Genomic DNA, 22,668 nt, shown 5'->3' on the forward strand with positions numbered 1-22,668 from the left:
CCGTGGCCCTCTTCCTCCACCGCATCGGACGCGCCGCCTACCGCCGGGCCTGGCTGGTCATCGTCGCCTGGGGCGTCGCGCTGGCCGCCCTGCTCGGCCTCGGCGTCGGCCTCGGCGGCCAGCTCCAGGAGTCCTACGCCATTCCCGGCACCGAGTCGCAGGATGCGATCGACCAGCTCGCCGCGGTGTTCCCCCAGACCGCCGGCGCGTCGGCGAAGGCGGTCGTCGAGGCGCCCGACGGCGAGTCGGTCGAGAACGCCCCGTACCGCGACGCGATCGAGGCGATGGAGGCCGAGCTCGAGGACGTCGAGGGGGTCGCGAACGTGCTCGGCCCGTTCGACGAGTACGCCGGCGACCAGGTCTCCGACGACGAGCGCACCGCGTACGTGCAGGTGCAGTTCGACGGGCCGGTGACTGAGGTCACGGATGCGTCGATCGAGGCCGTGCTCGTCACGGGCGAGACCGGCCGCGACGCGGGTCTCGAGGTCGCGTTCGGGGGCGAGGTGTTCCAGGAGACGACCTTCGGCCTCACCATCACCGAGGCGTTCGGCGTGCTGTTCGCGGGCGTCGTGCTGCTCATCACCTTCGGCTCGCTGCTGGCGGCCGGGATGCCGCTGCTCACCGCCATCGTCGGCGTCGCGGCGACCTTCGGCGGCATCTCGCTCGTGGCCGCGTTCGCCCCGGTGTCGAGCACCGCGCCCATGCTCGCGGTGATGATCGGCCTCGCCGTCGGCATCGACTACGCACTGTTCATCCTGTCGCGGCACCGCACGCAGCTCGCCCGGGGCATGGACCCGCAGGAGAGCGCGGCCGAGGCCGTCGCGACGGCCGGCGGCGCCGTCGTCTTCGCGGGGCTCACGGTGATCATCGCGCTGCTCGGCCTGCTCGTCGTCGGCATCCCCTTCCTCAGCGTCATGGGCATCGCGGCCGCGTTCGCCGTGCTGCTCGCCGTGATCGGCGCCACCACGCTGCTGCCCGCGCTGCTCGGCCTCGCGAAGGGCCGTCTCGCGCCGAAGCCGGGCAGCCGCGCGCACCGTCGTGCCGTCGCCCACGACGAGGGCGGCCGGCCGACGCTCGGCCGTCGCTGGGTCGACACGGTCCTCAAGGCGCCGGTCGTGTTCGTGCTGCTCGTGGTCGGCCTGCTCGGCGCGGCCGCGATCCCCGCGGCCAGCCTCGACCTCAACCTGCCCGGCGGGCGGGGCGAGGCCGGCTCGAGCCAGCGGGAGGCGTACGACATGATCTCCGCGGGGTTCGGCGAAGGCTACAACGGCCCCCTCATCGTCACGGTCGACATCACGCAGACGACCGACATCTTCGACGACCTCGACGCGATCGGCGCGCGCCTGGCCGAGGTCGACGGCGTCGCCTACGTCGGCGAGGGCCTGCCGAACGAGACGGTCGACACGGCCATCATCCAGGTCATCCCCGACAGCGGCCCGACCGATCCCCACACCAAGCAGGTCGTGCAGGACATCCGCGCCCTCGAGGACGAGATCACCGACGACTTCGGCACGCCGATCGCGGTGACCGGCTACACCGCCGTCTCGATCGACATCTCCCAGCGCCTCACCGACGCGCTCATCCCGTTCGCGCTCATCGTCGTCGGGCTCTCGATCATCCTGCTGCTCATCGTGTTCCGATCGGTGTTCGTGCCGATCAAGGCGGCGCTCGGCTTCCTGCTCTCCGCGTTCGGGGCGATCGGCCTCACCGTCGCGGTCTTCCAGTGGGGATGGCTCGCCGACCTCATGCACATCGAGCCCGGCCCCATCCTGAGCTTCCTGCCGATCCTCCTCATGGCCGTGCTGTTCGGCCTCGCCATGGACTACGAGGTGTTCCTCGTCTCGGGCATGCGCGAGGAGTACGTCAAGACGAAGGAGCCGCGCACGTCGATCGTGCACGGCTTCCAGCACGCCGCACGCGTGGTCACCGCGGCGGCGCTCATCATGTTCTTCGTCTTCTTCGCATTCGTGCCCGAGGGCACCGGCGTCATCAAGGGCATCGCGTTCGCCCTCGCGATCGGCGTCGCGTTCGACGCGTTCCTCGTCCGCATGACGCTCGTCCCGGCGGCGATGGCGCTCGCCGGACGCCACGCCTGGTGGTTGCCGAGGTGGCTGGCGCGCATCCTGCCCGACGTCGACATCGAGGGCGAGGGCCTGCGCGCCCACCTCGCCGAGTCGGAGTGGGCGGCCGCGCGCGACGCCGACGTGCTCGCCGACGGCCTGCTCGTCGGCGACCCGGCCGACCCCGTCGGACCCGTGTCGATCGCCGTACCCCGCGGCGGCGCGCTGGTCGTACGCGGGCGCCCGGCCGATCGCCGGCTGCTCGCCGCGACGCTCGCCGGCCGCGTGATGCCCGCGGGCGGCCGCCTCGCGGTGCTCGGACTGCCCCTCCCGACTGATGCGAGCGCCGTCATGCAGCGCGTCGCGATCGCCGACGGGGCGACGGATGGCGCGGCCGCCGCGACTGCGGGCGAGCTCATCGCCGCGCGCATCGACGCCACGCGCGCCTGGTACCGCCTCGGCTCGACCAGCGCGGCGACGACCGCCATGCTGCGCCGCGTCGCGGAGGCGCGCTCCGCCGGTGCCGATCCGCTCGCGTGGCGCACCCGCGCGCTCCACCCCGACACCGCGTTCGCCGCGCTGGATCCGCTCGACCGGACCCTGGTCGCGGTCGCCGCGGCGCTCGCCGAGAACCCTCGCGCGGTCGCCGTCGACCTCGACATCCCGCCGGCCGCCGCCGCCCGCACCTGGCGGGCGCTCGCGCGGCTCGTCCCGTCCGACGTCGTGCTCATCGCGACCACGGCGGCCGACGCCGACCTCGACCCCGCCCGCGAGGCCTTCGACGCCCGCGGCATCCGCTCGCTCGACCTCGTCACGCGCCCCCAGGAGGCTCTCCGATGACCCGCCCCGACACGACCGCCCCGGCCGGTCCCACCGCGCGAGGCCGCGGACGCCGCGCCGCGCTCCTCGCGGTCGTCATCGCCGTGCCCCTCGCCGTCGCCGGCCTCGTCGCCGGAGCGGTCGGCGGCGTCGACGAACGCCTCGACGCCATCCCCGCCGTCGTGGTGAACAACGACGAGATGGTCAGCATGACCACGCCCGACGGCGAGGAGCAGCCGGTGCTCGCCGGCCGCCAGCTCGTGACCGAGCTCACGGGCGACGGAGAGACGGGATTCGACTGGACCATCTCGAACGACGAGGAGGCCGCCGCGGCGCTCGCCGACGGCGAGGCGTACGCGGTCCTCACCATCCCGTCGGATTTCTCGGCCTCGGTCACCTCGCTCTCGGGCGACACGCCGACGACCGCCTCGCTCGACATCCGCACCGACGATGCCCACGGCTACCTCGCCGGCGTCGTGGGCAGCGCGGTCGGCGACGCCATCGCGACGACGTTCGGGAACGAGCTCACGACGCGATACCTCGAGGGGCTCTACGGCAACCTCATCACGGTCGGCGGTTCGCTCGGCGACGCGGCCGACGGCGCGGGGCAGCTCGCCGACGGCGCCGACTCGCTCTCGTCGGGGCTGGGACAGCTCGCCGACGGCGTCGGATCGTCGGCGGCGGGTGCCGAGGAGCTCGCCGGCGGGCTGGGTGAGCTCGCGGGCGGCGTCGGCTCGTCGGCCGCCGGAGCCGAGGAACTCGCCGGCGGGCTCGGTCAGCTCGCAGGCGGCGTCGGCTCCGCGGCATCCGGTGCTGAGGATGCCGCCGCCGGAGCGGCCGCCTACGCGAACGGCGTCGACCAGTACACCGCCGGCGTCGACTCCCTCGCGGTCGGGCTCGGGCAGCTCGCCGCCGAGACCTCGCAGCTCGGCGAGCTCGGCACGGGCATCGCCGCCTACACCGAGGGCGTCGCGGAATTCTCGGCCGGCTACGACCAGCTCGAGGTCGGCCTGCTCGGCCTGATCGACGGCAACATCGCCGCGACGGCCGCGGCCGCCGGCGTCGCCCCGACGTGCGACCCCGAGCCGGCCCTGCCGATCGCGGAGCTCTGCGCACTGCGCCAGGGCGTCGTCGACACCGGTGACGGCGCGGCCGAGCTCGCCGCCGGGGGAGTGCCGCTCGGTGCCGGTGCGGCGGGCCTCGGCGACCTCGAGACCGGCATCGCGCAGACCGCCGCCGGTGCCGCCCAGCTCTCCGGCGGCTCGGCGCAGCTCCGCTCCGGCGCCGACGCGCTCACCTCGGGGTACCAGGGCCTCTCCGGCGGCCTCACGCAGCTGCAGTCCGGCGCCTCCGGGGCGGCATCCGGCACGTCGCAGCTCGCGAGCGGCCTGACGCAGCTCGAGGCGGGCACCTCGGGCGCGGCATCCGGCACCTCCGAGCTTGCGAACGGCCTGACGCAGCTCCAGTCGGGCGCCTCGGCATCGGCGGATGGCGCGTCCGAGCTCGCCGACGGCACCCAGGAGCTCGCCGACGGCCTCGCCGAGGGCGCCGAGGGAACGTCGTCGCTGAGCGACATGGACCCCGCCGAGACCGCGGACGTCGTCGCCGACCCCGTGGTCTCCGAGTCGACGCGCGACAACGAGATCGACACGCTGGGACAGGTGGTCGCGATGCTGCTCGGTCCCATCGGCCTGTGGCTCGGCTCGATGGCCCTGTTCCTGGTCTTCCGGCCGTTCACGCGCGAGGCGCTCGCCAGCACCGCGCCCACCGGGCGGCTCGTCGCGCGCACGCTGTTCCGCGGCTCGCTCATCGGCCTCGCCCAGGCGGCCGCCGTGGTGCTGCTCATGCACACCGCGCTCGGCGTCGACTGGGCGCTGCTCCCGCAGACCCTCGCCTTCTCGGCCCTGCTGGCCGTCGCGTTCACCGCGGTGCACGCCTTCCTCAGCGCGTGGCTCGGGCGGGCCGGCACGATCGTCTCGCTCGTCCTCGTGGTGCTCCAGCTCGCGGCATCCGGCGGCCTCTACCCGCTCGAGATCGTCAGCGGCCCGTACCAGGCGGTGAGCCCGTTCCTGCCGCTCACCTGGGCGGTGCAGGGCATGCAGCACATCGTGTCGGGCGCCGGCGGCGGCGCCGTGTGGGCCGCATCGGGCGTGATCGCGCTGTTCGGGGTGCTCGGCACGGCGGGCACGGTCGCCGTCGTCGGCCGTCGACGCGCCATCCGGCCCGCCGGTCGGCTCGCGCCGATCACCGCCTGATCGGGGCCGCGCCCGGCCGTCTCAGCGCTGGCGGCCGGGCAGGATCGCGTCGATGGCGCGGCGCAGCGGTGATTCGTGCGCCGGGGCGGCGCCCTCGACCGAGGTGTGCTCGCGCGCGAACGCGAGGGTCTCGCGGAGCATGTCGAGGCGCTCGGCCTCGGACTTCGCCTTGCGCGTGTTGATCTCGGCGACGATCGAGCCGTCCCAGTCGGTGTCGGCGAGCATCCGCAGCGTCTCGGCGACGGGCTCGCGGCCGTAGCCGGGCAGCAGGTGCTCGTCGAAGATCTGCCCCTCGCCGATCGCTCCCGACCCGTCGCAGAGGTGCACGTGGCGCAGTCGGTCGCCGAGGTCTTTCGCGTACTCGAGGCTGTTCACGCCCGAGAGCGCCGCGTGCGAGAAGTCGAGCGTCACCGCGTCGCAGTCCATGTCGCGCGGATCCCAGCCGGGCATGTACGCCTTCATGTTCCGGCCGGCGGCCCGCCACGGGAACATGTTCTCGACCGCGATCTCGACGCCGTGCTCGCCCGAGAGCTCTCGCACGATCGACAGGAACTCGAGCGCGTAGCTCGCCTGCCAGCGGAACGGCGGGTGGACGACGACCGCTCCGGCCCCGACCGCCTTCGCGAGCTCGGCCGTGCGCGCGAGCTTCACGCGCGGGTCGCGGCCCCAGACGAAGTGCGTCAGCAGCAGGACGGGGGCGTGGATCGAGAGGATCGGCAGCTCCCACCGATCGGACATCTCGATCAGGCCCTCGGCCTGCTGGGTGGTGACCTCCTGGGTCACCATGATCTCGACGCCATCGAACCCGGCTTCCTTCGCCAGGCGGAAGGCATGCTCGGGTTCGAGTGGATACACGCAGGTGGTGCTCATACCGATGCGGATCATGAGGCTTCGCAGTCTAGCCCGGAAGGCTGGACACGGGGTGGGACCTGTGGGGACTGTTAGCCTGAAACGGAGCCGTCCGCGAGGAGGACCCGACGCCGTGAAGCCCGACCCCGACTCAGACGACCTGCGAACCGAACCCGTGTACGACATGGTGGTCGTCTCGAACCGCCTCCCCGTCGACTACCTGGGCGGCGAGGGTGCCGACACGCAGTGGAAGGCCTCGCCCGGCGGCCTCGTCACCGCGCTCGAACCGATCATGCGCGCCGCCGACGGCGCGTGGGTCGGATGGGCAGGGGTGGCCGACCGCGAGTTCGCGCCCTTCGAGCACGGCGGCATCTCGATCGTCCCCGTGCCGCTCTCGGCCGAGGACGTCGAGGAGTACTACGAGGGCTTCTCGAACGACACCCTGTGGCCGCTGTACCACGACGTCATCGCCCCGCCGCGGTTCCATCGCGAATGGTGGGATGCGTACGTGCGGGTCAACCGCCGCTTCGCCGAGGCTGCGGCCGGGGCGGCCGCCGAGGGCGGGGTCGTCTGGGTGCAGGACTACCAGCTCCAGCTCGTGCCGCGCATGCTCCGCGAGCTGCGCCCCGACCTCGTGATCGGCTTCTTCAACCACATCCCGTTCCCCGCGTACGGCATCTACTCCCAGCTACCCTGGCGCCGACAGGTCGTCGAGGGCCTCCTCGGTGCCGACGTCATCGGGTTCCAGCGGGCCGCCGACGCCGGCAACTTCTCGCGCGCCGTGCGACGGCTGTTCGGCTTCCGCACGCGAGGCACGGTGATCGACGTCCCCGAGGGCGACGGCGTGCGCCACGTCGTCGCACGGCACTTCCCGATCTCGATCGACGCGGCCGCGTTCGAGCAGCTCGCGCGCCGGCCCGAGGTCCAGGAGCGGGCCCGTGAGATCCGGTCGAGCCTCGGCGACCCCGACGTGGTCATGCTCGGCGTCGACCGGCTCGACTACACGAAGGGCATCCGGCACCGCATCAAGGCCTTCGGCGAGCTGCTGCGAGACGGCCGGCTCTCCGTCGAGGAGGCCACGCTGGTGCAGGTCGCGAGCCCGTCGCGCGAACGCGTCGACACGTACCGGCAGCTGCGAGACGAGATCGAACTGCTGGTCGGCCGCCTCAACGGCGACCACTCGACCCTGGGACACCCGGCGATCTCGTACCTGCATCACGGCTACCCGCGCGAGGAGATGGCGGCGCTCTACCTCGCGGCCGACGTCATGCTCGTCACGGCGCTGCGCGACGGCATGAACCTCGTCGCCAAGGAGTACGTGGCCAGCCGCTACGACGACGACGGCGTGCTGCTGCTCAGCGAGTTCACCGGCGCGTCCGACGAGCTCCGCCAGGCGATCCTCGTGAACCCGCACGACATCGAGGGGCTGAAGGACGCGATGGTCGAGGCCTCGCGCATGCCCAAGCGGGAACGCGCGCGCCGCATGCGCCTCCTCCGCAAGCGCGTCAAGGAGAACGATGTCGCGAACTGGTCCGCGACCTTCCTCGAGACCCTGACGGGAACCGGCCCGATCTCGCCGGGGGTGCCTGAGCAGCTGCGCGCCGCGATCGGCCGCCTCGCCGAGGTCGAACGGCTGCTCGTCGCGCTCGACTTCGACGGCACGCTGGCCCCGCTCGTCGACCGGCCCGAGCAGGCGCGCGCGACCCAGCGGGCCCGCACCGCGATCGAGCGGCTCGCCGACGCCGACGACACGCGCGTCGCGCTCGTCTCGGGCCGCGCGCTCGACAGCCTGAAGGATGTCGCGTCGCCGCCCGTCGCGGCCCTGCTGAGCGGATCGCACGGCGTCGAGCTCCAGCTCGAGGCCGGCGGGGGCGTGACGCTCGACCTGCGCGAGGGCGAGCTCACCCGTCTCGAGCAGCTCATCGAGATCGTCGAGGAGGCGGCATCCGCGTCCGACGGCGCCTGGGTCGAGCGCAAGCCCGCAGGCATCGCGCTGCACACGCGCAAGCTCGGCGCGACGGCGGGCGCCGCGCTGCAGCGCTCCGCGCGCGAGCGCGTCGAGGCGGCGCTGCCCGGGCTCGCCACGCGCAGCGGCAAGAACGTGCTCGAGTTCGCGGTGCGTGCGAGCGACAAGGGCGAGGCGCTCACGCGGCTGCGCCAGCACGCGGGCGCCGACGCGGTGCTCTACGTCGGCGACGACGTCACCGACGAAGACGCGTTCGCGACGCTCGACAGCGAGGACCTCGGCGTCAAGGTCGGGCAGGGCAAGTCGATCGCGGCGTACCGCCTGCGCGGGCCCGATGACGTGGCCGAGCTGCTGGAACTGCTCGCCGACGCCCGCGACGCCGCCCGCTGAGGCCGCTCGGGCGGCGGCGAAACCGGTCGCCGCCGACCTCTAGACTCGACGATATGTCGGAGATCGATCCCAAGCCCCGCAGTCGCGTCGTCACGGATGGCATCGAGGCCACCACGAGCCGGGGGATGCTCCGGGCGGTCGGCATGGGCGACGCCGACTGGGACAAGCCGCAGGTCGGCATCGCGAGCTCGTGGAACGAGATCACGCCGTGCAACCTCTCGCTCGCGCGCCTCGCGCAGGCGGCCAAGGAGGGCGTGCACGCGGGCGGCGGGTACCCGCTGCAGTTCGGCACGGTCTCCGTCTCCGACGGCATCTCGATGGGCCACGAGGGCATGCACTTCTCGCTCGTGTCGCGCGAGGTCATCGCCGACTCGGTCGAGGTCGTCATGCAGGCCGAGCGCCTCGACGGCTCGGTGCTCCTGGCCGGCTGCGACAAGTCGATCCCGGGCATGCTCATGGCCGCCGCGCGGCTCGACCTGGCGTCGGTGTTCCTCTACGCGGGCTCGATCGCACCCGGCTGGGTCCGGCTCGAGGACGGCACCGAGAAGGACATCACGATCATCGACTCGTTCGAGGCGGTCGGCGCGGTCAAGGCCGGCAAGATGAGCGAAGCCGACGCCAAGCGCATCGAGTGCGCCTTCGCCCCCGGCGAGGGCGCCTGCGGCGGCATGTACACCGCCAACACCATGGCCTCGGTCGCCGAGGCGCTCGGACTCTCGCTGCCCGGCTCGGCATCGCCCGCCTCGGCGGATCGCCGCCGCGACTACTACGCGCACCGGTCGGGCGAGGCCGTCGTCAACCTGCTGCAGACCGGGATCACGGCGCGTCAGATCCTCACGAAGGAGGCGTTCGAGAACGCCATCGCCGTGGGCATGGCGCTCGGGGGCTCGACCAACATCGTGCTGCACCTGCTCGCGATCGCTCGCGAGGCCGAGGTCGAGCTCTCGCTCGACGACTTCAACCGCATCGGCGCGAAGGTGCCGCACATCGGCGACCTCAAGCCGTTCGGCAAGTACGTCATGAACGACGTCGACCGTCGCGGCGGCCTGCCCGTGCTCATGAAGGCGCTGCTCGACGCCGGCCTCATGCACGGCGACGCCCTCACCGTCACGGGCAAGACCCTCGCCGAGAACCTCGCCGAGATGGACATCGCACCGCTCGACGGCGAAGTGCTCCGCACCCTCGACAACCCCATCCACGAGACCGGCGGGCTCACCATCCTGCACGGCTCGCTCGCGCCCGAGGGCGCCGTCGTGAAGACCGCCGGCTTCGACGCCGCCACATTCGAGGGGCCCGCGCGCGTGTTCGAGCGCGAGCGCGCCGCGATGGACGCGCTGACCGCCGGTGAGATCTCGCACGGCGACGTCGTCGTGATCCGCTACGAGGGCCCGAAGGGCGGCCCCGGCATGCGCGAGATGCTCGCCATCACCGCCGCCATCAAGGGCGCTGGGCTCGGAAAAGATGTACTACTCTTGACGGACGGTCGATTCTCAGGCGGCACAACCGGCCTGTGCATCGGCCACATAGCACCCGAGGCGGTCGACCGAGGTCCGATCGCCTTCGTGCGCGATGGTGATCTGATTCGGGTCGATATCGCGGCTCGTTCCATCGACCTACTGGTCGACGAGTCCGAGCTGGCAGCCCGCCGCGAAGGCTGGGCTCCGCTTCCTCCGCGCTACACCCGAGGCGTCCTCGCGAAGTACTCCAAGCTCGTGCGCTCCGCTGCCGAAGGCGCGACCACGGGCTGAGGCGTTCGCCTGTCCCGAACATCCCGTCCACCATGAACAGGAATCGAATGACCACGGAATCCACTCCCGTGCCATCGCCCGCCACCCTGTCGCAGTCGCAGTCGCACGGCAGCCCCGAGATGCTCACCGGGGCCGAGGCCGTCGTGCGCTCGCTCGAGCTCCTCGGCATCACCGATGTCTTCGGGCTGCCCGGCGGCGCGATCCTCCCCGTCTACGACCCGCTGCTCGACAGCCGCCGGCTCCGCCACATCCTCGTGCGCCACGAGCAGGGCGCGGGCCACGCCGCCGAGGGCTACGCCTCCTCGAGCGGCAAGCTCGGCGTCGCGATCGCGACCTCCGGCCCCGGCGCGACGAACCTCGTCACCGCCATCGCCGACGCGCACATGGACTCGGTGCCCTTCCTGGCGATCACCGGCCAGGTCTTCTCGAACCTCATGGGCACCGACGCGTTCCAGGAGGCCGACATCGTCGGCATCACGATGCCGATCACCAAGCACTCGTTCCTGGTCAAGCGCGCTGAGGAGATCCCGGGCACGATCGCGGCGGCCGTGCACATCGCCACGACCGGCCGCCCGGGTCCGGTGCTCGTCGACATCACGAAGGATGCGCAGCAGGCCACGTTCGCGTTCAGCTGGCCGCCGAAGCTCGACCTGCCCGGCTACCGTCCGATCACCAAGGCGCACGGCAAGCAGGTGCTCGCCGCGGCCCAGCTCATCGCCGAGGCCAAGCGTCCGGTGCTCTACGTCGGCGGCGGCATCATCCGCGCCGGCGCATCCGACGAGCTGGTGGCGCTGGCCGATGCCACGAAGGCACCCGTGGTGACCACGCTCATGGCGCGCGGGGCCTTCCCCGACTCGCACCCGCAGCACCTCGGCATGCCCGGCATGCACGGCACGGTCCCCGCGGTGCTCGCCCTGCAGGAGGCCGACCTCCTCGTCGCGCTCGGCGCCCGGTTCGACGACCGCGTCACCGGCCGCGCCGCGCTCTTCGCGCCCGACGCGAAGGTGGTGCACGTCGACATCGACCCCGCCGAGATCTCGAAGATCCGCACCGCCGACGTGCCCATCGTGGGCGATGCGAAGGACGTGCTCGTCGACCTCCTCGCCGCCTACCGCGACGTGACGAAGGCCGGCTCGCCCGATCTGTCCGAATGGTGGGCCACCCTCGACGGCCTCCGCTCCGAGTTCCCGCTCGGTTTCACGCAGCCCTCCGACGGGCTCCTCGCGCCGCAGTACGTGATCCAGCGCATCGGCGAGCTCACCGGTCCCGAGGGCGTCTACGCCGCGGGCGTCGGGCAGCACCAGATGTGGGCGGCCCAGTTCATCAAGTACGAGCGCCCGAACTCGTGGCTGAACTCCGGCGGTGCCGGCACCATGGGCTACGCGGTGCCCGCCGCGATGGGCGCGAAGGTGGCCGAGCCCGACCGCGTGGTCTGGGCGATCGACGGCGACGGCTGCTTCCAGATGACCAACCAGGAGCTCGCGACCTGCACGCTCAACGACATCCCGATCAAGGTCGCGGTCATCAACAACTCCTCGCTCGGCATGGTGCGCCAGTGGCAGACCCTCTTCTACGACGGCCGCTACTCCAACACCGACCTGAACACCGGCCACGACACCGCGCGCGTGCCCGACTTCGTGAAGATGGCCGAGGCGTACGGCGCGCTCGGGATCCGGGTGACCAAGGAGGAGGAGGTCGACGCCGCGATCAAGCTCGCGCTCGAGACCAACGACCGACCGGTGGTGATCGACTTCGTCGTCTCCGCCGATGCCATGGTGTGGCCGATGGTGCCGCAGGGCGTCTCCAACTCCTACATCCAGTACGCCCGCGACCACTCGCCGGCCTTCAGCCAGGAGGACTGAACATGTCGACCCACGTGCTCTCCCTCCTCGTCGAGGACAAGCCGGGCCTGCTCACGCGTGTCGCCGGCCTGTTCGCGCGCCGCGGCTTCAACATCGAATCGCTCGCGGTGGGCCACTCCGAGATCGACGGGCTCTCCCGCATCACCGTCGTCGTCGACGTGGAGGACCTCCCGCTCGAGCAGGTCACCAAGCAGCTGAACAAGCTCGTCAACGTCATCAAGATCGTCGAGCTCGACCCGACCCAGTCGGTGCAGCGCGAGCACCTGCTCATCAAGGTGCGCGTCGACAACACGACCCGCTCGGCCGTGCTCGAGGCCGTGAACCTCTTCCGTGCCCGCGTCGTCGACGTCTCGACCGACGCGCTCGTGATCGAGGTCACCGGCGACTCGGGCAAGACCACCGCGCTGCTGAAGGTCCTCGAGCCCTACGGCATCAAGGAGATCGCGCAATCCGGCCTCCTGGCGATCGGTCGCGGCGGCAAGTCGATCACCGAGCGCGTCTTCAAGAGCTGATCCCGGATGGCGCGACGCGCGTCGCGACATCCGCTCATCGAACCCAACCAAGGAGAAAGAACCGCAACATGGCTGAGATCTACTACGACAAGGACGCCGACCTCTCGCTCATCCAGGGCAAGAAGGTCGCCGTCATCGGCTACGGCTCGCAGGGCCACGCGCACGCGCAGAACCTCCGCGACTCGGGCGTCCAGGTCGTCATCGGCCTCAAGGAGGACTCGAAGTCCAAGCCGAAGGCCGAGGAGGCCGGCTTCGAGGTCAAGAGCGTCGCGGATGCCGCGGCCTGGGCCGACGTCGTCGTCATCCTCGCGCCCGACCAGTTCCAGCGCCACATCTACGCCGAGTCCGTCAAGGACAACCTCTCCGAGGGCAAGACCCTCGTGTTCGGCCACGGCTTCAACGTGCGCTTCGGCTACATCCAGGCGCCCGAGGGCGTCGACGTGATCCTCGTGGCGCCGAAGGCGCCGGGCCACACCGTGCGCCGCGAGTTCGTCGCGGGTCGCGGCATCCCCGACATCATCGCCGTCGAGCAGGACGCGTCGGGCACCGCTTGGGACCTCGCGAAGTCGTACGCCAAGGCCATCGGCGGCACGCGTGCCGGCGTGATCAAGACGACCTTCACCGAGGAGACCGAGACCGACCTGTTCGGCGAGCAGTCCGTGCTGTGCGGCGGCGTGTCGCAGCTCGTGCAGTACGGCTTCGAGACGCTCACCGAGGCCGGCTACCAGCCCGAGATCGCCTACTTCGAGGTGCTCCACGAGCTCAAGCTCATCGTCGACCTCATGTGGGAGGGCGGCATCTCCAAGCAGCGCTGGTCGGTCTCCGACACGGCCGAGTACGGCGACTACGTCTCGGGCCCCCGCGTCATCGACCCGCACGTCAAGGAGAACATGAAGGCCGTGCTCGCCGACATCCAGTCGGGCGCGTTCGCCAAGCGATTCATCGACGACCAGGACAACGGCGGCAAGGAGTTCCTCGAGCTCCGCGCCAAGGGCGAGGGCCACCCGATCGAGACCACGGGTCGCGAGCTCCGCAAGCTCTTCTCGTGGACCCAGGTCGACGAGGACGACTACGTGGACGGCGAGGTCGCCCGCTGACGCGAGCGGACCTGCCGTCCTCTCCGTCACTGTGCTGATGCGGCGCCGGCCCTCGTCCGGCGCCGACGGCGAGGTCGCTCGCTGACGAGCCCCTGCATGACCCGCGGCGGGGTCGGCTCAGGCCGGCCCCGCTGCGAGTCTCTTGGGTGCACCGCTTCGGGTTCGCTGCGGGTGTGCAGACGACGATCAGCCGAGTTCGCACGTGCTGCGTCGCTCGCCCAGGTGGGCCCGGTATGCCGAGAGGGAAACGGATCGGGTCGATTCGCCGGAGTCCGAATCCGCGCGGCTCGATCCTCGGCTCACCACGGCCGGATGATGCGCGGCGGGGTCGGCTGCGGCCGGCCCCGCCGTCGGCGTCACCCGCCGGCCTCCGCCATCTTCCCGCCGCCCGTGAGACCCGCGCACGTGGCGACCTGCGGCTCGTCGCCGAAGTAGCCCTCCCATTCGAGGCGGGTCAGCTCCCGGCCGGTCATGCGGCACACCGCCTCGGCCAAGCTCGCGGGCCGGATGTCCCACACCGCGACACCGTCGACGGAGTACGTGACGAGCCGCTCCCCGTCGGGGCTGAGGAATGCGGCGGGGAAGTCCTGTCCGTCGATGGCGACCGCGTCGATCGGGGTGCCCAGGCGCCGTTCGCCTCTCAGGTCGTAGAGCGAGAACCGGTTGTCCCAGCTGTCGACGAGGAGGAGGTCCTCGGTCGCGGTGAGTTGCAGGCTCCGGGCGCCCACACCCGACGTCGCCAGCGCGGAGCGCGCGTTCAGCTCGGCGTCGCTGCGGGTGAGTCGCGCCGTGCTCGCACTGAGCAGCTCGTCTTTCCCGTAGGCGATGATCGGCCCGTCGTCGTAGAGTCCACGGGCCAGTTCCTCGCCGGTCTCGAGGTCGAATACCGCCGTCGTCATCCGGATCGCCTCCTCGTCGAACCAGTTCAGGGCGGCGCGTCGACCGTCCCCCAGCTCGGCGACGCTCGCGCCCCACCGCGCGAGCGTGACCCCGGGAACACCGAACACCGCTCCGGCGAGCTCGCCGGTGGCCGGGTCGACCGGCATCACCCGGTCGCCGTCGACGATGAACACGAGCGGTCCCCGACCGCCGGCGGTCACCCGCAGAGCGTCGGGATCGCCCTCCCGGTCCGGCAGTCCGACCGACTCGCCGGATCGCACGTCGAAGAGGCTGAGCTCGCCCGCTCCATCGGCGAGCACGACGCGCTGGTCGTCGGCCCAGCCGAGCCCGGTCGCCGCGGGGCCGACGGGGCGGTCCGCCTCGATGTCCCAGAGCTGCAGCACATCACCCCCGTCGCCCGGACGCCATCCCGCCGGCGCCGTGGCGATGAGCGTGCCGTCGCCGCCGAAGCCGTCGACGACCGCGCGCCCCGGCGCGACGGAGGTCGCGACCGCCGGCGCCTGGTCCACGCGCCAATGCGCGGCGAATGCGCCTTCCCGCTCCGCGAGCGTGACGAACTCGTCGTCGTCGAGGGTCTGGAGCGAGAACGTCCAGTCGGAGAGGCTCGGGAACGTGCGGTCGGTCGGGACTCCGGTGTCGAGGTCGTGCTCGATGATGCTCCCGGTCACGTCTCGGCACAGCATGCGCCCGCGTGCCGGCAGGGCGATCACGTCGATGCAGGCGGTCTGTACGATCTCGCGCTGCCACAGCACCTCGCCGGTGGCTCGGTCGACCCGTCCGAACGACTCCATGCCGCCGACGATGAGCGAGCCGTCTCCGACTTCGGCGATGTCCCACTCGTTCATGCCCTCGGGAAGCGGGACGAGGTCGACCTGCGCGAACGAGTCCGGGTCGAAGACGTGGATTCCGTCGGGCCCGCCCATGAGGATCGTGCCGTCCTGAGCGACGCGAAGCGCCGTGTATCGCCCGTCGGCTCCGACGTATTCCTCCGGCGGCCCGGGGAGGGTGGTGAGCAGCTCGCCGGTGGCGGTGTCGATGACGATGAGCTCAGCGGTGACGTTGTGCATGAGGTAGGCGCGTGAACCGTCGGCATTGAGCGTCGGGTTGTTCCCCGTGCGCGAGTCGAGCACGATCCCGTCGACCAGGCGTGCGCCCGTCTCGAGGTCGATGAGGTCCACCGTATTGACGCAACAGGTGTCGCCGTCGCCGTCCTCGCGGAACGCCGGGCTCTGCACGAGGGCGATGCGGCCGTCCGGACTCACCGTGACATCACGACTGAACCACGTCGCGAGTGCCGGCAGCTCGACATCGAGTTCGCGGACGTTCGAGGGGTCGTCGAGCCCCACGACCGAGACCACCGTGGAAGCCGGTTCCTCGTCGGTCGCGGCCTCGTCACGCACGAGGAGCAACTGACGCTCGCCGGGGATCACCGCGCCGGAGAGTCGAGCGCCGTAGTCGTACCTGATCCGGGAGACCAGTCCGTGGCCGACCGCCATCGCGCCCCAGAGCGCGGACAGCGCGCGGGAGTCCTCCGGCCAGCGGCGGAACAGCTCGGCGGCCAGCAGCGCGGAAACGTCGCGATCCGATTCCCGCAGCGCGAGCGACGTCGACGCGAGCGCCTCGATCTCGCGATCCAGGGCGCTGCGTTCCGCCTCGCCGCTCTTGACGAAGACGAACGCAGACGCCACGACGGTGACGACGAGCAGGACGGCCGCCGCGAGGAGCGCCGAGCGGAGCCGGATGTTCTGCCGTCGGTCACGGCGCGCCCGCTCGGCCTCGATGCGTCGCTCGTCATGGTCGCGGGCGTCCGACGCTGCGAGGAAGTCCTGCTCCACTCCGGTCAGGTCCGGTGCGGATGTCTCGCGCCACTCGAGCGTCGCCTGCAGGCGGCTGCCGCGGAGCAGCTCATCGTCCGGACGACCGTCGGCGTGCCAGGTCTCGGCGGATGAGGCGAGGGCAGCGAGGATCCGCGCACCCTCCGCGTCCTCCTGGAGCCAGGCGTTCAGACGCGGCCACGCCGTGGCGAGCGACTCGTGGGCCACGGCGACCGATTCCGCCTCCGTGCTGACGAGCCGCGAACCGGCCAGCATGCCGAGCACCTGCTCGCGCGCGGCATCCGACCGCAGCGGACGGGCCGATACCCGACGCCGGACCGGGCTGCCGTCGGGCGCGAGCGCGACGAGCCGCAGCAGCACCGACCGGCAGAGGGCGCGCTGCTCGGCGTCCATGGACTGGTAGAGCCGGTCGGCGGACTGCGCGATCGCCCCGGAGATGCCGCCGGATGCCTCGTAGCCGGCGACGGTCAGCGTCGCGCCCTCGCGGCGCAGCCAGGTCTCGACGAGCGCGTGCGACATGTGGGGGAGTGCGCCCGCTTCGCCGGCGGCGTCGCGCAGGATCACCTCGACGAGACCCGGTTCGAGCCGCAGCCCGGCGCGCTTCGCGGGTTCCTCGATGGCCTCGCGCAGCGCGTCCGGTGTCATCGGCCCGACGAGGTGGACGCCCTCGGACACGAGGGGCGCCAGGTCCGGGTGCGCTGCGCAATCGTCGAGGAAGTCCGATCGCACGACGAGGATGACGGTCGTGCCGCCGGAGACGGCATCGGCGATGGCGCGCGCGGCGAGGTCGACGTCGGCCTCGGCCGCATGGAAGACCTCTTCGAACTGGTCGATCACGAGCACGCCGGCTCGACCGGCGCCCCAGACGGCATCGCGGATCCGCACGTCGAGGTCGCGGTCCGGGGTGAGGACGGCGACGCGATCGCCTCGTCGACGAAGCGCCGGCACCAGGCCGGCTCGCACCAGCGACGACTTGCCGCTTCCCGAGGCACCCGAGATCGCCAGGAATCGCGAGCGCGTGACCCGGTCGAGCGCAGCGGCGACGTCCGAGTCGCGGCCGAAGAACGTCTCCTCATCCTCTTCGCCGAAGGCGGCGAGCCCGCGGTACGGGCAGCGCTCGTCGGTCGGGATCGGGCGCTCGTCGGGCACTAGCGCCGGATCGTGTCGCAGCACCGCGATCTCGAGTTCCCGCAGCTCGTCGCCGGGCTCCGCGCCCACCTCGTCAGCGAGGCGCTCGCGCGCGGCGCGGATCGCGGCGAGGGCGTCGGCCTGGCGGCCGCTGCGATACAGGGCGGTCGCGAGCATTGCCCAACGGTGCTCCCGGAGCGGCGCCTCCCGTACCATCCGCTCGGCCTCGGCGACGGATGCGGCGTGTTCGCCGAGCTGCAGGCGAGCCTCGAGCCGCACCTCTTCCACGTCCATCCGCACCTCGTGCAACCGCTCGACCTCGACGAGGGCGGGCGGCCAGGCGGCCAGGTCGGCGTACGGGTCGCCTCTCCACAGGTCCAGGGCACGATCGGCGGCATCGAGGGCGCGTGCCGCGTCGTCGTCGAGGTGACGCCGGGCCACGGAGGCGAGTCGTTCGAATCGCTGTGCGTCGATGCTCTCGGGATCGACGCGCAGGCGATACCCACCGGGCGTCGTCTCGATCGCGTCGCGCCCGATCGCGGTGCGCACGCGCCCCACCGACGCCTGCAGTTGCTTCGGCCATGTGCCGGGAGGATCGTCGCCCCAGAGCGCCTCCGCCAGTTCACCGGCCGTCACGACGTGACCGACACGGAGCACCAGCGCCGCGAGCACCACGCGATCCGTCCGACTGATCGACGCCCCCTCGATCGCGAGCGGGCCGAACACCCCCATGCCCATGCTCCGCATTGTTCGCCGGCGCGCCCGCAGTGTCAACGATGCGGTCGGGCCCACCATACCGTTCTCATACCGGCCCGTCCGAGCGTCATACCGCGGCGCTGCACCGTGGTGGACATGAACACTTCACGAATCACTCGCCGGACCCGCCCCGTCGTCGCGATCCTCCTGGGATCCGCCCTCGCCGTCGCTTCGGTCCCCGCCGCCCATTCGATCGAGCTTCGCGAGCTCGTGCCGACCGGCCCCGACATCGGCCTGTCGGCATCCCCGGTCAACCTGCGTCAGGCCATCGAGGCCGATCGTGGTCCGTCGTCCGCGCGTGCCGGCGTCTCGGTACCGAACCTTCGTCAGGCCGTGGAGGCGGATCGGGGTCCGTCGTCTGCGCGTGCCGGCGCCTCGGTACCGAACCTTCGTCAGGCCGTGGAGGCGGATCGGGGTCCGTCGTCGGCGCGTGCCGGCGCCTCGGTACCCAACCTTCGTCAGGCGCTGGAGGCGGATCGTGGTCCGATGGTCGGAAGCCTCGGCGTCCCGAATCTGCGCCAGCTCATGGAAGCGGACCGGTGAGCCGACGCCCCGTCGGCGCAGGCCCTCGACCGATCGGCGGGGTGGGCTTCGGTCGGCCCCGCCGTCGGCGTCAGTCGGAATCGAAGCCGCAGGTGCTCTGCCGGGGGCCGAGGCCGCCGAGGTAGATGCGCCATTCGTTGTCGGTGAGCTCGCGGCCGGCGATCCGGCAGACGTACTCGAACTGGTGGTCGGGATCGATGTCCCACACGACGACACCTTCGGGCATCGAGAGCGCCATCTCGAGCCCATCGGGGCGAAGGTAACCCTGGGGGAGAGGCCGGCCGTCGGTGGGGAACGCTTCGCCGATCTGGGTTCCCGTCGCCGTGTCGTAGAGCAACACCGTGTCGTCGCCGACCGTCACCAGCAGGAGTCGGGCGTCGCTACTCGGCGACGGATGCTGGAACGTGCCCGCCGCCCCCGCGATGGCCCCCGCCCGCGCAAGCGGATCGGTGTCGTACCGACCCATGCGAGTTCCCTCCATGCTGATGAGTCCGCCGTCCCCGAGCATGACGTGCGCCCCGATCTCTGCTGGCTCGTCGTACAGAAGGCGATGACCCTGGGTCGAGAAGATGGCCAGCCGCGTCCCTGGTTGCTCTCCCGTGCCCTCGGTACTGCCGTACGTCACCGCGATCCGATCGCCCCGAGGCGTCGTCGAGAGCCGAAGCGGGTAGGCGCGGTCAATGACCCAGCGCTCGCCTACCGGCTCACCGGTCAGAGGATCCAGCTCCTGGACGAATCCCGCCCCCGACAACGCGAAGAGTCTCGTGCCATCGATGGACGGCCAGAGTCCGATATCCGCGGTGAGCGGATACTCCATCGTCGCCACGTCTTCTCCGGTGGCCGCGTCGATGAGTCGAAATGCCCCGTCCTCCGAGGAACGCGCAAAGAGGCGTCCGTCCCGCGCCCAGCCGACCTCACTGACCGCCTCGTCGAATTCGTACGTCACAGCGCCCGTCGCCGTGTCGACGACGACGACTCGCTCCAGGACCCGCGGGAAGAGGAGGGCCGGGCGCATCTCCCCGTAGTCCTCTGCGACGGCCGCAAGGTCGGCTTGTGGAGCCGTTGCGACCGACGAGCTCTCGAACGAGTACGGTCCCGCCACCATGCTTCGTGGGCCGTGAATTCGGGCACTGCCATGCTCGCTGAAATGGTCGCTGATGCGGGATCGATCACGTCGACATGGTCATCGAGCCGTCCGACCAGGAGCCTGCCGCGCCGGTCGAACGCGAGCGCTACGGCGTGCGGGTAGATGCCGGTCCGGCCATCGGAGAGTGCGTGGGGTTTCTCGCCGGCGATGCCGCGCGTCTGCAGGTCGACGCTCGAAACGAGAAGAACTCGGCCATCGTGGGCGCCGGCGACCGCGATGGTGGATCCGTCGGCGTTCACGGCGAGCGCACCTCCCATGACGGTCCGGGTCGGACCCTCGATGCGCTTGGCACGTTCGAGATCGAATACGACGAGCAGCGACGGATCGGAGTCGTCCGACCCCGGCTGAGAGGGCCACAGCACGGCACCGACACGGCCGTCGCCGCTCACCTCGACGAGCGGCGGATTCCGACCGACCGGGCCGGGATCGAACCCGAGATCCAATTCGTCGAGCATTCGTCCCGTCCCGGCGTCGCGGATACCGGCCTCCCCGGCGCTCGTGACGATGAGGGCGTTCCCCGTGCCCGGGATGGCGCTGCCGTACGCGTTTCCGCTCGACGCGAGCACCGCCGTCCCGAGGAATCCACCTGCCCCCTGAAGGATGCTCATGAGTCCCGAGCGCGCGCGGGGGTCGTCGGGCCACCGCCGATACGCCTCGGCGGCCACGAGCGCGGCGACGTCGCGGTCCGACGTCTGCAGTCTCACTGCCGTGGCGACGAGCGCTTCGAGGGTGGCGTTGTCCCGTTGGGCGCCCGCCTCCCGGGAGGAGACCACCGCCACCGATCCGGCGCCCACGAGCAGGACGATGAGGCCGGCGGCCACCGCCAGGAGCGTCCGAAGGCGACGGTTCTGGTCCCGGTCCCGCTCGGCGCGTTCCTCGAACTGCTGCTTCTCCGCGGTCGCGTGGGCGGCGGATGCATCGAGGAAGGCCCGCTCGACGTCGGTCAGGTCGCGGATCGCACCTTCACGCCATTCGATGGCCGTCTGCAGGCGCGCGCCGCGCAGAAGGTCGTCATCGGGACGGCCGGCCGCGTTCCAGGCATCCGCAGCAACGGCGACCGCCGCCAGCGTGCGCGCGCCCTCGGCGTCGTCCTCGAGCCACGCCCGAAGGCGCGGCCATGCCGTTGCGAGGGATTCATGCGCGATCTCGACGGAGTCGGCTTCCGCGCTGACGAGGCGCGATCGGGCGAGCATCGAGAGCACCTGCTCCCGCGAGGCATCCGCTCGCAGGGGCTTCGACGGGACCCGGCGGCGGATCGGGCTGCCATCGGGCGCGAGGGCGACCAGTCGCAGCAGAAGCTGTCGGCACGTCACCTGCTGGTCGGGATCCATCGAATGGTAGAGGCGGTCGGCGGATTGCGCGATCGCGCCCGAGATGCCGCCGGATGCCTCGTAGCCGGCGACGGTGAGCGTCGCGCCCTCGCGGCGGACCCATGTCTCGACGAGCGCGTGCGACAGGTGCGGGAGCGCGCCGGGCTCGCCCGCGGCATCCCGGAGGATCAGCTCGACGAGACCGGTTTCGAGCCGCAGGCCGGCGCGGCGGGCGGGTTCCTCGATCGCTTGGCGGAGTGCCGCCGGCGCCATCGGTCCGACGAGATGGACGCCCTCGGCGACGAGGAGCGCCAGGCCGGGATGCGCGGCGCAGTCGTCGAGGAAGTCGGAGCGAACGACGAGGATGACGATCGTGCCGGTCAGGACGGCTTCGCTGATCGCGTTGGCGGCGGCGTCGACATCGGCCTCGCCGGCGTGGAACACCTCCTCGAACTGGTCCACCACCACCACATCGGTGTGCCCTGACCACACGGCGTGCTTGATCTGCAGGTGAAGATCGTGCTCGGGCGTGAGGATGACGACGCGATCGCCGCGCCGTTGCAGGGCCGGGACCACCCCGGCGCGGACGAGCGACGACTTGCCGCTGCCCGATGCGCCCGACACCGCGAGGAAGCGGGACCGGCCGAGCCGGGACAGGGCCGCTTGGACATCGGCGTCCCGACCGAAGAAGTCCTCCTCGTCCTCCACGCCGAACGGCTGCAGCCCTCGATACGGGCAGGAGGCGCTCGGAATGTCGGGCGCGTCGGTGAGCTCGAGCGTGTCGTCGTGGCGCAGGATGCGCAGTTCGAGTTCCGAGAGGGCTGCTCCGGGCTCGACACCCAGTTCGTCGGCGAGGCGCTGGCGCGCCGCACGCATCGCCGCAAGGGCATCGGCCTGGCGGCCGTTGCGATAGAGCGCAGTGGCGAGCAGCACCCAACGGCGCTCCCGGAGCGGCGACTCCCGCACGAGCCGCTCCGCATCGGCGATGGGTGCCACGTCCTCGCCGAGTCTGAGCTGCGCGTCGACCCGCAGTTCTTCGAGCTCCATCCGCACCTCGTCGAGACGACCCGCCTCTACGACGGCGGGTGACCACGCCGCGAGGTCGGCATACGGCGGTCCGCGCCAGAGGTCCAAGGCTCGTTGTGCGGCGTCGAGCGCGCGTGCCGGGTCGTCCACGAGGTGAGCGCGAGCGGATGCCGCGAGCCGCTCGAAGCGCTCGGCATCGACCGATTCGGGGTCGATGCGCAGCGTGTACGCGCCGGGGCTGGTCTCGATCGCGTCGCGGCCGATCACCCCGCGCACGAGGCCGACCGAAGCCTGCAACTGCTTCATCCACGTCGCGGGGAGTGCGTCGCTCCAGACCGCCTCGCCCAGCTCGTCGACCGTGACCGGCCGACCAGCGCGAAGGACCAGCGCCGAGAGCAACGCGCGCTCTCTCGGACTGAGCGAGACCCCCTCGAGAGTGAGCGGGCCGAAGACCGCCACGCCCAT

12 protein-coding genes are annotated in these 22,668 nt (G+C 71.6%); 8 read left to right on the top strand and 4 right to left on the bottom strand.

The window, feature by feature from the left end:
• The first annotated feature begins 2 nt into the window (after positions 1–2).
• Both ACZ4TW_RS14030 and ACZ4TW_RS14035 read left to right on the top strand, forming a co-directional pair.
• Entirely contained in the window at positions 3–2,900 is a 2,898-nt protein-coding gene (locus ACZ4TW_RS14030; protein WP_465543359.1) for an MMPL family transporter, read from the top strand.
• Positions 2,897–5,134, top strand: a complete 2,238-nt coding sequence (locus ACZ4TW_RS14035; protein WP_465543361.1) for a YhgE/Pip family protein — start codon at positions 2,897–2,899, stop codon at positions 5,132–5,134. The genes ACZ4TW_RS14030 and ACZ4TW_RS14035 overlap by 4 nt, the downstream gene beginning before the upstream one ends.
• 21 nt (positions 5,135–5,155) lie before the next feature.
• Here the strand turns inward: ACZ4TW_RS14035 and ACZ4TW_RS14040 are convergent, their stop codons facing one another.
• Positions 5,156–6,019 (bottom strand): sugar phosphate isomerase/epimerase family protein, encoded by an 864-nt coding sequence (locus ACZ4TW_RS14040; protein ID WP_465543363.1) that lies wholly within the window; start codon positions 6,017–6,019, stop codon positions 5,156–5,158.
• Between the two features lie 148 nt (positions 6,020–6,167).
• Between ACZ4TW_RS14040 and ACZ4TW_RS14045 the strand changes: the two genes are divergently transcribed.
• The 5 genes from ACZ4TW_RS14045 (at position 6,168) to ilvC (ending at position 13,558) form a co-directional block, all read left to right on the top strand.
• Positions 6,168–8,339 (top strand): bifunctional alpha,alpha-trehalose-phosphate synthase (UDP-forming)/trehalose-phosphatase, encoded by a 2,172-nt coding sequence (locus ACZ4TW_RS14045; RefSeq protein WP_465543413.1) that lies wholly within the window; start codon positions 6,168–6,170, stop codon positions 8,337–8,339.
• Positions 8,340–8,392: 53 nt separating this feature from the next.
• Complete coding sequence (ilvD, locus tag ACZ4TW_RS14050) at positions 8,393–10,087, top strand: dihydroxy-acid dehydratase (RefSeq protein WP_465543365.1); 1,695 nt, start codon at positions 8,393–8,395, stop codon at positions 10,085–10,087.
• Positions 10,088–10,134: 47 nt separating this feature from the next.
• Positions 10,135–11,949: an acetolactate synthase large subunit gene (locus ACZ4TW_RS14055; protein ID WP_465543367.1), complete on the top strand. Its 1,815-nt coding sequence runs from the start codon at positions 10,135–10,137 to the stop codon at positions 11,947–11,949.
• A 2-nt stretch (positions 11,950–11,951) separates the two neighbouring features.
• Complete coding sequence (gene ilvN, locus ACZ4TW_RS14060; protein WP_465543369.1) at positions 11,952–12,461, top strand: acetolactate synthase small subunit; 510 nt, start codon at positions 11,952–11,954, stop codon at positions 12,459–12,461.
• A gap of 68 nt (positions 12,462–12,529) precedes the next feature.
• On the top strand, positions 12,530–13,558 hold the full coding sequence (ilvC, locus tag ACZ4TW_RS14065) for a ketol-acid reductoisomerase (RefSeq protein ID WP_465543371.1): 1,029 nt from the start codon (positions 12,530–12,532) through the stop codon (positions 13,556–13,558).
• Positions 13,559–13,914: 356 nt separating this feature from the next.
• On the opposite strand, the gene ACZ4TW_RS14070 is transcribed toward ilvC, so the two are convergent.
• The gene (locus ACZ4TW_RS14070; RefSeq protein WP_465543373.1) at positions 13,915–18,159 is read right to left on the bottom strand and encodes an nSTAND1 domain-containing NTPase; all 4,245 of its coding nucleotides are present in this window, start codon (positions 18,157–18,159) and stop codon (positions 13,915–13,917) included.
• A gap of 114 nt (positions 18,160–18,273) precedes the next feature.
• On the opposite strand from ACZ4TW_RS14070, the gene ACZ4TW_RS14075 reads away from it, so the two are divergent.
• On the top strand, positions 18,274–18,720 hold the full coding sequence (locus ACZ4TW_RS14075; RefSeq protein WP_465543375.1) for a hypothetical protein: 447 nt from the start codon (positions 18,274–18,276) through the stop codon (positions 18,718–18,720).
• Between the two features lie 70 nt (positions 18,721–18,790).
• On the opposite strand, the gene ACZ4TW_RS14080 is transcribed toward ACZ4TW_RS14075, so the two are convergent.
• Positions 18,791–19,735 (bottom strand): YncE family protein, encoded by a 945-nt coding sequence (locus tag ACZ4TW_RS14080; protein ID WP_465543377.1) that lies wholly within the window; start codon positions 19,733–19,735, stop codon positions 18,791–18,793.
• Positions 19,663–22,668: an nSTAND1 domain-containing NTPase gene (locus tag ACZ4TW_RS14085; RefSeq protein ID WP_465543379.1), complete on the bottom strand. Its 3,006-nt coding sequence runs from the start codon at positions 22,666–22,668 to the stop codon at positions 19,663–19,665. The genes ACZ4TW_RS14080 and ACZ4TW_RS14085 overlap by 73 nt, the downstream gene beginning before the upstream one ends.

The sequence above is a fragment of the Agromyces sp. NPDC029043 genome, from assembly GCF_055564615.1.

What these genes read in the sequence shown, in the direction of transcription:
- ACZ4TW_RS14085 (WP_465543379.1), bottom strand. Translation starts at nt 22,668, where the DNA reads ATGGGCGTGGCGGTCTTCGGCCCGCTCACTCTCGAGGGGGTCTCGCTC.
- ACZ4TW_RS14045 (WP_465543413.1), top strand. Translation starts at nt 6,168, where the DNA reads ATGGTGGTCGTCTCGAACCGCCTCCCCGTCGACTACCTGGGCGGCGAG.
- ilvN (WP_465543369.1), top strand. Translation starts at nt 11,952, where the DNA reads ATGTCGACCCACGTGCTCTCCCTCCTCGTCGAGGACAAGCCGGGCCTG.
- ACZ4TW_RS14055 (WP_465543367.1), top strand. Translation starts at nt 10,135, where the DNA reads ATGACCACGGAATCCACTCCCGTGCCATCGCCCGCCACCCTGTCGCAG.
- ACZ4TW_RS14080 (WP_465543377.1), bottom strand. Translation starts at nt 19,735, where the DNA reads ATGCGCCCGGCCCTCCTCTTCCCGCGGGTCCTGGAGCGAGTCGTCGTC.
- ACZ4TW_RS14075 (WP_465543375.1), top strand. Translation starts at nt 18,274, where the DNA reads ATGAACACTTCACGAATCACTCGCCGGACCCGCCCCGTCGTCGCGATC.
- ilvC (WP_465543371.1), top strand. Translation starts at nt 12,530, where the DNA reads ATGGCTGAGATCTACTACGACAAGGACGCCGACCTCTCGCTCATCCAG.
- ilvD (WP_465543365.1), top strand. Translation starts at nt 8,393, where the DNA reads ATGTCGGAGATCGATCCCAAGCCCCGCAGTCGCGTCGTCACGGATGGC.
- ACZ4TW_RS14070 (WP_465543373.1), bottom strand. Translation starts at nt 18,159, where the DNA reads ATGGGCATGGGGGTGTTCGGCCCGCTCGCGATCGAGGGGGCGTCGATC.
- ACZ4TW_RS14035 (WP_465543361.1), top strand. Translation starts at nt 2,897, where the DNA reads ATGACCCGCCCCGACACGACCGCCCCGGCCGGTCCCACCGCGCGAGGC.
- ACZ4TW_RS14040 (WP_465543363.1), bottom strand. Translation starts at nt 6,019, where the DNA reads ATGATCCGCATCGGTATGAGCACCACCTGCGTGTATCCACTCGAACCC.